We start from the raw sequence: 10,163 nt of genomic DNA on the forward strand, positions 1-10,163 counted from the left end.
CCCGTCCCCACCGCTCAAGTGGTGTCCGTGTGGCGTACCGAGCGGGTAGGGGTGTCGCTCCGCCTGCCCAGGCCCGGGGGTGCCCCTTCGGGGCGGGAGCTCCGTCCCCACCCCTCAAGTGGTGCGCGTGGTGGCGCCCCCAGCCGGCAGTGGCGTCGCCCCGCCCGCCCAGGCAGGGGCGCCTCGCTCCGTGCCGGGCGTGCCGTGCCCCTGCCCTCACGTGCCCGTCGCGGTGTGGAGCGCCGGTCGCGGGGCCCGTCGGGTCTCCGTCTTCGTCCGGGGGCGAGCCTGGTGGCCGGTGCGCGTCGGGTCACGGTGTGGTCAGGGGCGGTGGTGGGGTGTACGTGGTGAGGGCCGGGGAGTCCGTGTCAGGGCGGGCGGCGCCCAGGGTGGGGCGGGCGGCCAGGGGGGAGAGTTCCACGGGGGCGCCCGGGTGCGGGGCGTGGAGTACCTGGCCGGCTCCCGCGTACAGGGCGACGTGTGTGGCGTCCGGGCCGTAGAGGACCAGGTCGCCGGGGCGGAGGCGGGCGAGGGGGACCTTCGGGAGGGTGCGCCACTGGGCCTGGCCGGTGCGGGGGATGGGCCGGCCCGCCGTCGCCCACGCCCGGTACGCGAGGCCCGAGGCGTCGAACGCGTCCGGGCCCGTCGCCCCCAACTCGTACGGCTTGCCGAGCTGTTCGGCGGCGTAGGCGAGGGCCGCGCCGCCCGCTGCGGAGGGGTGGTTGTGCTCGCTGCTCAAGGCGGCCGGGAGGTTCTGCTGCGCCTCGGCGGTGCGGGAGTCCTCCAGCGCCGCCAGCGCTGCGAGCCGTTCCGGGGGCAGGTCGGCGAGGGTCTGCGCCACCTCCAGGAGCCGCAGCCGGGCCGTGTCGCGGGCCTGGCGCTGCCGGGCCAGCAGGGACTGCTGCCGGTCCAGGGCCCGGCGGGACGCCGTCGCCAGGGCGTCCGCCCGTTTCTCGCCGCTCTCCAGGCGGGTCACCGCCGCCGCCTGCTGCCGGGCGGCGCGCAGGACCGTGTGCTCCTGGTCCAGGGCCCGCCGGGGGTCCCGGGCGAACAGCAGGCGCAGGGCGGCGGCCGGCAGTTCGGTGCGCCCCTGGTACTGGGCCCGTGCGAGGCGCCCGGCGGCGGCGCGGCTCCGGGCCAGGGCGTCACGGGTGCGGGCGAGGTCGCCGGTCAGCCGCCGGGTCTCCGCCGCCAGCGCCTTCAGCTCCTGGTCGGCGGCGTTGTACGTCTCGCCGGCGGCCTCGGCCTCCCGGTACAGCCGCTGCAGCCGGGTCAGCAGCCCGGACAGCGACTCGGCCGCCACCGGGACGGGCTCGGCGGCCCCGGCCGCCGGGCATCCCGACGACGGTACGAGGACGGTGGCGGCGACCGCCAACGTGAGCGCTGCGGACAGGCGGCGCCGACGCGGCTGCCGATGCGGCTGCCGATGCGGCTGCCGACGCCGCTGCCGGCCTCGTGCCTCTGCTGCCATTTCCTCTCCTCACCGTGTCGTGGCGAGAGGATGATGACCGGTCGGGTAAGTGGATCAACCGACTAATGGGCGCATCGGCCCAACCCGGTCACCTGGACGGGGTGACAGCCGGCCGCCGTCCGGCCCTGCCGTCGCGGCGTCGTCACGCGGTGCGGTCCGGTTTCGACCACGGCCATTTCAGGCTGCGGCGTTCGCGGCCCCCGGGTTCGTACTGGTACTTCCAGCCCTGCTGGAGGCCCAGGCGCTTGGTGTAGCCGGCGGGGACGCGGCGGTAGGCGTGGACCGTGGGCGGGCCGCCGTCCTCGTCGGGGACGGGGACCTCGTACCACTTGGGCGGGTGGCCGGTGGGACCGGTCAGGACCGGCAGGACCCGGCCGTCCAGGGGGCCGCCGGTGAAGGGGGTGTTCTCGCTTCGCACGAGAACCAGTGTCACAGCAGGTGCCCGGCACCGCCCACGACGGGCGCCACGCGGCGGGCCAGCGTGCCGACCGGGCCGTCCGCCGTCTCCAGGGCCAGCAGCGCGGCGACCACCTTCGCGGTCTGCGGGTCCGTCGCGGCGGTCGCGGTCAGCAGCGCCACCAGGTGGTCGACGAGCCAGGTGCGCAGCTCGTCCGCCGGCGGCCGCTTGCCCTCGTCCAGCCAGATGAGGGAGGCCGCCTCCACGGCCGCGATCCACGTGCGGACCATCATCCGCAGCCTCGGCCCCGGCTCCGGTACGCCCAGGTGGACGAGGATCTGCTCGGCCGCCGCCCGCCGCACCGCGTCCACGATGGCCGTCGTACGGGACGTCTCCGCGACGCTGCCGCCCTGGAGGAGGGCGCTGAACCCGGCGTCGTGCTCGTCGACGAAGGCGAGGTAGCGGTCCAGGACCCGGGCCAGCCGCTCGGTCGGCGGGCCCTCCTGTGGCTCCGCGAAGCACAGCTCCAGCTCGTCCGCCGCCGAGCGCAGCGCCGCCTCGTACAACTGCTGCTTGCCGCCGGGGAAGTAGCGGTACACCAGGGGCCGCGACACTCCCGCCGCCTCGGCGACGTCGTCGAGGGACACCTCGTCGGGCGCGCGGTGCGCGAACAGCGACAGCGCGGCGCCCAGGAGCTGGGTGCGCCGTTCCTCGACGCTGAGCCGCCGGTACGCGGGCGGCCGGTCGGACGTCCTGGCGGGTGTGGCGGCACTGGTCATGTCCGCAGCGTAACCGGGGACGAGCGCCCGCGGTCGTCCCCGCCCGCCCCGACGTCCCACGCCCCGCCGCGACGTCCCACGCCCCGCCCCGACCGTCCCGCGCCCCCGCCGCGCAGGCTGCTCCCGGCCGGCTGCGGCCCTTCAGCTTGGCGTCGTCTACGCCAGGAGGCCCGACGACCGCCACAGGCGCCGGCCCACGCCGCGCAGGACGCCGATGTCGTCGAGGAAGTCTGTGAGGCGCTTGGCGCCCGTCTGCATGACCTCCCTGCGGTGGCCGCTCGCCCTCACCTGGGCGACGGCCTCGCGGCGGTCGAGGCCCACGTTCTCGTACACCTGGGGGTTGATGAAGCAGACCGAGAAGACACGGGCCGCCTCGCCGCAGCTCACGCGCGTCAACTCCTGCTCCCAGCGCGGGGCCGTGACCATCTGGCGGCGCAGCTCCTCGCGCGCGTAGCGGACGTGGCGGGCCTCCTCCACGACATGGATGCGCGTGACGCCGCGGACCAGGGGCTGCACGCGCTCGTCCGGGAACGTGAGCCGCTGCATCCAGTCGAGGATCTCCTCGCCCAGCAGCGTCGCCGCGAACGAACCCGGCGTCGTCGACACCGTCTTCAGGACCCGTGCCAGATTGTGGTAGACCCGCGGCACCTGGTACGTCGGTGCCCCGCCCTTCTGGATCATGCGCGCGAACATCATCGAGTGGCGGCACTCGTCCGCTATCTCGGTGAGCGCGTAGCGGACGTGATTGCTCGTCACCGACTTGTCGTAGATGTGCCGGACCAGGAGCTGCATCAGGATGATCTCGAACCAGATGCCCAGCGACGCCAGCGACGCGGCCTCGTGCCGCGCGAGGTCCATGCGCTGCTCCTCGGACATCCGCCGCCACAGCGGCGTGTCGTAGAGCGACACCAGCTCCGGCGGCCAGTGCCACTTGCCCTCCTCGAACGGTGCGTCCCAGTCGAGTTCCTCATCCGGGTCGAAGGAGTGCTTGGCGGAGGACTCCAGCAGCCGCGCGGCGACCTGCTCGCGGTCCCGCAGGGGGCCCAGCGCGTCGCGCAGGAGGCGGAGATCGGGTTCGGACACGGTCGTCATGGCGGCGGCCACCTCGCGTTCGGGCGTGTGCGTGTACGGATCCGGGGGAGCACTCTTATGAGACTCTCTGTCAGTAAGGGCGTCAATCCCTTGGGCGCGACTTGTTGACTCCTCGTCCAGCAAGGGTCTGGCAAGGATCCGGCAAGGGGGCGGCAAGGATCCGGCAGGGGCGGAGCCTCCTCGCCGTCAGTCGTCGGCCCCGGCGCTCCCGGCCCTGGCCGCCGCCAGCGCCGCCTCCATCACCGAGCGGGCGACCGGGGCCGCGCTGCCGCCGCCGCTGATGTCCTCGCGGCGCGCCGACGCGTCCTCCACGACCACCGCCACCGCGACCGCCGGGCGCGACGCGTCCTCCGCGCGGGCCCAGCCGATGAACCAGGCGTAGGGGGTGCCCAGGTTGCCCACGCCGTGCTGCGCCGTGCCGGTCTTGCCGCCGACCTCCGCGCCCTCGATGCCCGCGTTGCTGCCCGAGCCACGCTCCACCACGTCCACCATCAGGTCCCGGAGCTGCCGCGCCGTGGTCGGCTTCATGGCCTGCGCGTACGTCTGCCGCATCGTACGGCGCACCACACCGCCCGACGCCGTCGTCGTCGCCTCGACCAGGTGCGGGTGGGCCAGTTCGCCGCCGTTGGCGACGGCCGCCGCGACCATCGCCATCTGGAGCGGCGTCGCCGTCGTGTCGTACTGGCCGATCGACGACAGCGCGAGCTGGTCCGGGGTCATCGTCGTGTCGAAGTTGGAGCGCGCCACGCGCGACGGGATGCGCAGGTCGGGGTCGTTGAAGCCGAAGCGCCGGGCCGCTTCCCGCATCCCGTCGAGGCCGACGCGCACACCGGTGCGGGCCATCACCGTGTTGCAGGACCAGCGGATCGCGTACGCGAGCGACGCGTCGCCGCAGCCGGTCGCCTCGTTCGGCAGCACCGTCCGGGTGCCCGGCAGCAGATAGGGGTCGGGTGTGCCCGACGGCGCGTCGACGTCCTTCACGACGCCCGCGTCCAGCGCCGCCGCCGCCGTCACGATCTTGAAGGTGGAGCCCGGCGGGTACGTCTGCCGGATCGCCCGGTTCAGCATCGGTTTCGCGGCCGCCGTGTTGAGCCGCGCCCACGCCGTCGCGACCTGGCTGCCCGTGCCGGACAGCACCCCCGGGTCGTACGACGGGCTCGACACCAGCGCCAGGACGCGGCCGCTGGACGGCTCGATCGCGGCGACCGCGCCGCGGCGCCCTGCCAGGCCCCGGTAGGCGGCCTGCTGGATGGCCCCCCTGATGGTGGTGACGACGTCGCCGCCGGGCTGCCGGCCGCGGCTGGCGTCACTCCACAGCGGCAGCGGCGACAGCATCGGGCTGGTGCCGGCGAGGAGGGCGTCCTCGGTGTGCTCCAGGAGCGTCGTGCCGTACGTCTGCGAGGCGTAGCCGGTGACGGGCGCGTACAGCGGGCCGTCGGTGTACGTGCGCTCGTAGCGCAGCAGTTGGCCGGTGTCCTTGGAGCCGGTGACCGGCTGGCCGTCCACGACGATGTTGCCGCGCGGCGCCGCGTAGCGGGCGAGCACGGGGCGGCGGTTGGCCGGGTTGTCGTCGAGCCGGTCCGCCTGGAGCACCTGCACCCGGGCCGCGTTGACGAGCAGGGCGATCAGCAGGATCAGGCACAGCGCGGCGGCGCGCCGGATGGTCGTGGTCACCGGGCGTCCTCCGGTACGAGGCGGGTCGCGTCGGCCCCGGTGCCGCCGGGGCCGTCCGTTTCGGTGTCGGGCCGCGGGGCGCGGGCCGAGTCGCTGAGCCGGATCAGCAGCGCCACCATGATCCAGTTGGTGACGACGGACGAGCCGCCCTGTGCCAGGAACGGCATGGCCATCCCGGTGAGCGGGATCAGCCCCATCACGCCGCCCGCGATGACGAACACCTGGAGCGCCAGGATCGACGCCAGGCCGATCGCCAGGAGCCGCCCGAACGGGTCGCGCAGCGCGAGCCCCGAGCGGTAGCCGCGCGCCACCAGCAGCGTGTACAGCAGGAACAGCGCGGTGAGGCCGGTCAGGCCCAGCTCCTCGCCCGCCGTGGCCAGGATGAAGTCGGACTTCGCGGCGAACCCGATGAGCGCCGAGTGCCCCAGGCCGAGCCCGGACCCGAACAGGCCGCCCGCCGCGAACGCGAACAGCGACTGGGCGAGCTGCCCGGGGCCGTTGCCCGCCTCGATGGACGCGAACGGGTGCAGCCAGTCATCGACGCGCCCGTTGACGTGCGGTTCGACGGACCCGACGACGCACGCGCCGGCCGCCGCGAGCAGCAGCCCGACGGCGATCCAGCCGGTGCGGCCGGTCGCCACGTACAGCAGGATGACGAACAGTCCGAAGAAGAGCAGCGAGGTCCCCAGGTCGCGCTCCAGGATGAGCACCCCCACACTGACCAGCCAGATCGCCACGATCGGCCCGAGCACCCGCCCCGCAGGAAGCTGGATCCTCCAGATCCGCCGCCCCGTGTGCGCGAGCGCCGTGCGGTTGGCCGCCAGGTACGCGGCGAAGAACACGGCCAGCAGGATCTTGGCGAACTCGCCCGGCTGGAAGGAGAGCCCGCCGATCCGGATCCAGATCTTCGCGCCGTTCACGGCGGGGAAGAAGATCGGCACGGTGAGCAGCGCGAGCGCCGCGGCCACGCACACGTACGCGTACCGCTGGAGCAGCCGATGGTCGTTGACGAACACGACGGCGGCCGCGAACAGGGCCACGCCGAGCGCCGACCAGACGAGTTGGGTGGGCGCCGCGCGGTCGGCCGGGGTCTCCAGGTCGAGGCGGTAGATGAGGACCAGGCCGAGGCCGTTGAGGAGGACCGCGATCGGCAGGAGGAGCGGATCCGCGTACGGGGCGGAGAACCGGACCGCCAGGTGCGCCAGCAGCGCCAGCAGGCCGAGCCCGGCGCCGTACCCGGCGACGTCCGGCGGGACGGCGCCGCTGCGGGCGAGGCCGACGTCGGCGTACCCGTACACGGAGCACAGGACGGCGCCGACGAGGAGCGAGAGCTCCACCCCCCGCCGCTTGGCGAGACGCACCCGGGGCGGCGGAGGGTCCGGAGTCGCTGCGGTCATGGTCCGCAACGTAGCAAGATATATGGATTATGTCCGTTATGTCGGAGTGTTAGGTGTGGGTGCCCCCGCCGTTGCCGCCGTTGCCGGTGGTGTCGGTGGTGTCGGTGGCGTCGCCCGTGGCGTCCGTCGTGAGGTCCACGTACTCGGGGAGCGTCAGGCGGGCCTCCGCGCCGCCGCCCGGCGCGTTCGCGAACGTCAGCTCCGCGCCGATCACCGCCGCCTGGCCCTTCGCGATCGTCAGCCCCAGGCCGTGCCCCTTGCTGCCGCTCTCCGTGCGGAACCGCTGCGGGCCGTGCTCCAGCAGATACGCCGGATACCCGGACCCGTGGTCCCGTACCGTCACCACCGGCCCCTCCACGGTCAGTTCGACCGGCGGCCGCCCGTGCCGGTGCGCGTTGGCCACCAGGTTGCCGAGCACCCGTTCCAGGCGCCGCCGGTCGGTCTCCACCTGCGCGTCCCGCACGATCCGTACCGCCGTCTCGGTGCCCGACGCCCGCACGACGCGCTCCGCCAGCGGGCCCAGCGCGTACACGTCCAGGTCGACGGCCTCGCTGCGGGTGTCGAGCCGGGAGATCTCCAGCAGGTCCTCCGTCAGCGCCCGCATCGCCCGCACCCTGTCCCGCACCAGCTCCGACGGCCGGCCCGGCGGCAGCAGCTCCGCCGCCGCCGACAGACCCGTCAGCGGAGTGCGCAGCTCGTGCGCCACGTCCGCCGTGAACCGCTGCTCGCTCAGCAGCTTGCCCTGGAGCGACGACGCCATGGTGTCCAGCGCGCCCGACACCGTCGCCACCTCGTCCTGCGGCCGCGAAGGGTCCTTCGTACGGGGGTCGTTGACCCGCGCGTCCAGGTCGCCCGCGCTGATCCGCCGCGCCACCTGCGCCGTCAGGTGCAGCCGCCGCGTCACGCGGGTCACCGCGAACCAGCCGACCAGCAGCGTCGCCCCGATCGCCAGCACCGACGACCCGAGGATCGCCTGGTCCAGGCCGCTGATCGTACGGGCGCTCAGCGAGTAGTCGAGCCGTACGGCGAGAGCGCGCCCGTCGGCCGGTCCCGCCGCCCACATCGTGGGCCGGCCTTCGTAGTCGGCGACCATCGTGCCCCGGCTGCCCCGGGCCGCCAGGTCCCGCAGGGCCGCCGGGAGCCCCTCCGGGTCGACGCCGGCGAACGGCGGCAGCGGGTCGCCCGCCTCGTACGCGCGCGTGACGTCCTCCAGGCGGGCCAGCGCCTTCTCACGGGACGTGTCGACGGTCTGCCGGGTCACCGACACGTGCACCAGCGCGCCCAGCAGCGCCGCGAGGGCGCAGCACATCAGCGTGATGAACAGCGCGGCCTTCCAGGTGAGGGTCGCCGTCCAGGCGGGGCGGTGGCGCGTCACGCCGCGCACGACTCGCGCGCGGCCGGGCTGTCGGGCGCGGCTCACCGGGGGCTCCCCTGGGGTGCGGACTCCGGCTCGGACTCGGCCGCGGGCTCCGGCTCCGGCTCGGACTCGGACTCGGCCGCGGGTTCCGGCTCGGCCGCCGACTCCTGGCGCGCGGACGGCACCGGCGAGGGCTGCGGGGCGCGCGGCTTCACGCGGATGATCTCGTCGCGCGTCGGCAGCATCGTGCGCTGCTGCGCGTCCCACGACCACGCCGTGCGGTACTCGTACCCCGGGATGCCCGCCGAGGCCGCCCGCAGGATCAGGTCACGCCCCGCGAGCTCCACCCTGACGATCTGCTCCACGGTCGACATGATGCGCGTCAGACCGCCGCTCTCCGGCATGTAGCAGCGCACCGCCACCTGCTGCTCGAGCATCCTGATGCCGACGATCAACTCGTCCTTCCCGTCCCCGGTGAGATCCCGGTAGTACGGCCTGAGCACCGGGCACTCCTTCGGCCGGTCGCCGCACCGAGTGATCTGCCGCGCCGTCTCTTCGTACAGTCCGTCAGCGCCGCTGTACGTCTCCGGACTGGCCGCCACCTCCGCCTGGAGGACCTTGACCGGGTCCACCCGGTGCACGTCGCCGCCCGGCACGCGCACGCCCGGCACGCGCTCGGTGTCGCTCTCGCCGTAGTCGAACGGAGGCGCCGTCACGGGCGGCAGGTCGGGCCAGAGCCGGACCGGGCCGACGGCCGTCGGGGTGGCACCCGCGCTCTTCAGCTCCCCCGCGTTCCCGCACGCCGCCAGCGGCAGCGACAGCAGTGCGGAGGCCGCCGCGAGCGGCAGCAGACGGGCCGCGTGCGCGGCGGTGCGGCGGCGGTGCGGGGTCACGGTGCTCCTGGTGCTCCGGTCAGCTCGTTCACGTCACCCTAAGGTGCGGTACGGCGCTGGGCGTGGCGCCCACGGTAGGCGGCGGGCGTTGCGGCAGCCCCTCGGTCGTGTAACGGCCGGCCATCGCCTGCCACGCTGTGCCGTGCTGTGCCGCGCCGCGCCGTGCCGTCGTGCCGCGCCGCGCCGTCGTGCCGCGCCGCGCCGTGCCGTCGTGTCGCCCCGTGCCGTCACCGCAGGTGGTGCGTGGTCCCCCGGGTCCCGTTGCCCGGCGCGGGTGCCGTCAGCCGCTCCGCCTCCGCCGCGGAAACCTTCCGCTCGGCGCCGCAGAACGCGCACTGCGTGATGTACGAGGTCGCCACCGGGAACAGCGGCACGAAGAACAGCGTGAACTTGGTGACCCGCTTCCGCACGGCGTGCGCCGCCGGGTTGCCGCAGTGGCCGCAGACCAGGGTCACCATCGCGAGCGGGAAGAGGTACCCCTTGGTACCGAAGATGATCACTGGTCCGTCCCTCCGTCCGCGCCGCCCGGCGCCGCCCCCGCCGCCGCGCCCGGACCGTGCAGGGCCCGGCGGCACAGGGCGAGCAGCCGCTCGTCGTCGTGGATGTCGTGGTCGCCGGACGCCCCGGCCGACACATTGTGCCGCCGCGTACGGGCCGACTCGGCGCGCAGGAGCGGCGCGACCTCGGCCGCCCCCGCGCGGCCGCCGCCGTCCGCCGTGCCGAACGGGCCGAACTCGGACCAGCACGCGGCGATCTCCACGCGCGCGTGCCGGTTCTCGCGCCACGCCGCCGTCAGGACCGGGAGCGCCTCGCCCAGGCCGCCGGTCACGCGGCACAGGGCCACCGCGGCGTCCACGCGCAGCCACAGGTCGCGGGCGGTCAGGCAGGAGCGCAGCTCCGGGGCCGCGGCGGCCGCCGACGCGCCGAACGCGCCCAGCGCGCAGGCAGCCGAGCGGCGCCCCGCAGCGTCCGGGCCGAGCAGCAGCGTCCGCAGCCTCGGGAGCACGGCCGCCGTGTCGCCCTCGACCGCCCACAGCGCCCGCGCCGCGGCCGTGGCCGTACCCGGCGACGCGTCGTCCAGCAGGGCCAGCACGTCCGGCACC

At 74.9% G+C, this 10,163-nt stretch carries 9 protein-coding genes and 1 pseudogene; all 10 read right to left on the reverse strand.

Translation table 11 applies throughout. The features are described from left to right. Positions 1-310 precede the first annotated feature (310 nt). Positions 311-1,471, reverse strand: coding sequence for a C40 family peptidase (locus tag HTZ82_RS00290; protein ID WP_175407190.1), 1,161 nt, complete (start codon positions 1,469-1,471; stop codon positions 311-313). A gap of 142 nt (positions 1,472-1,613) precedes the next feature. Next, positions 1,614-1,889 (reverse strand): hypothetical protein, encoded by a 276-nt coding sequence (locus tag HTZ82_RS00295; RefSeq protein ID WP_175407191.1) that lies wholly within the window; start codon positions 1,887-1,889, stop codon positions 1,614-1,616. 11 nt (positions 1,890-1,900) lie between these two features. Continuing rightward, positions 1,901-2,647, reverse strand: a complete 747-nt coding sequence (locus tag HTZ82_RS00300) for a TetR/AcrR family transcriptional regulator (protein WP_175407192.1) — start codon at positions 2,645-2,647, stop codon at positions 1,901-1,903. A gap of 156 nt (positions 2,648-2,803) precedes the next feature. Then, the gene (locus HTZ82_RS00305; RefSeq protein ID WP_175407193.1) at positions 2,804-3,739 is read right to left on the reverse strand and encodes a diiron oxygenase; all 936 of its coding nucleotides are present in this window, start codon (positions 3,737-3,739) and stop codon (positions 2,804-2,806) included. Between the two features lie 186 nt (positions 3,740-3,925). Continuing rightward, on the reverse strand, positions 3,926-5,413 hold the full coding sequence (locus HTZ82_RS00310; protein WP_175407194.1) for a penicillin-binding transpeptidase domain-containing protein: 1,488 nt from the start codon (positions 5,411-5,413) through the stop codon (positions 3,926-3,928). Beyond that, complete coding sequence (locus HTZ82_RS00315; RefSeq protein WP_175407195.1) at positions 5,410-6,810, reverse strand: FtsW/RodA/SpoVE family cell cycle protein; 1,401 nt, start codon at positions 6,808-6,810, stop codon at positions 5,410-5,412. Before HTZ82_RS00315 ends, HTZ82_RS00310 begins: the two co-directional genes overlap by 4 nt. Positions 6,811-6,859: 49 nt before the next feature. Next, on the reverse strand, positions 6,860-8,185 hold the full coding sequence (locus tag HTZ82_RS00320) for an ATP-binding protein (protein ID WP_375540759.1): 1,326 nt from the start codon (positions 8,183-8,185) through the stop codon (positions 6,860-6,862). Between the two features lie 41 nt (positions 8,186-8,226). Next, the gene (locus HTZ82_RS00325) at positions 8,227-9,060 is read right to left on the reverse strand and encodes a hypothetical protein (protein WP_375540758.1); all 834 of its coding nucleotides are present in this window, start codon (positions 9,058-9,060) and stop codon (positions 8,227-8,229) included. 227 nt (positions 9,061-9,287) lie between these two features. Further along, the gene (locus HTZ82_RS00330; protein WP_175407196.1) at positions 9,288-9,560 is read right to left on the reverse strand and encodes a zinc-ribbon domain-containing protein; all 273 of its coding nucleotides are present in this window, start codon (positions 9,558-9,560) and stop codon (positions 9,288-9,290) included. Next, positions 9,557-10,163, reverse strand: a pseudogene (locus HTZ82_RS00335) (PBS lyase); the annotation flags it as partial. The gene HTZ82_RS00330 and the pseudogene HTZ82_RS00335, both read right to left, overlap by 4 nt.

This window comes from Streptomyces sp. TRM64462 (assembly GCF_013362995.1).
Taxonomy (GTDB): domain Bacteria; phylum Actinomycetota; class Actinomycetes; order Streptomycetales; family Streptomycetaceae; genus Streptomyces.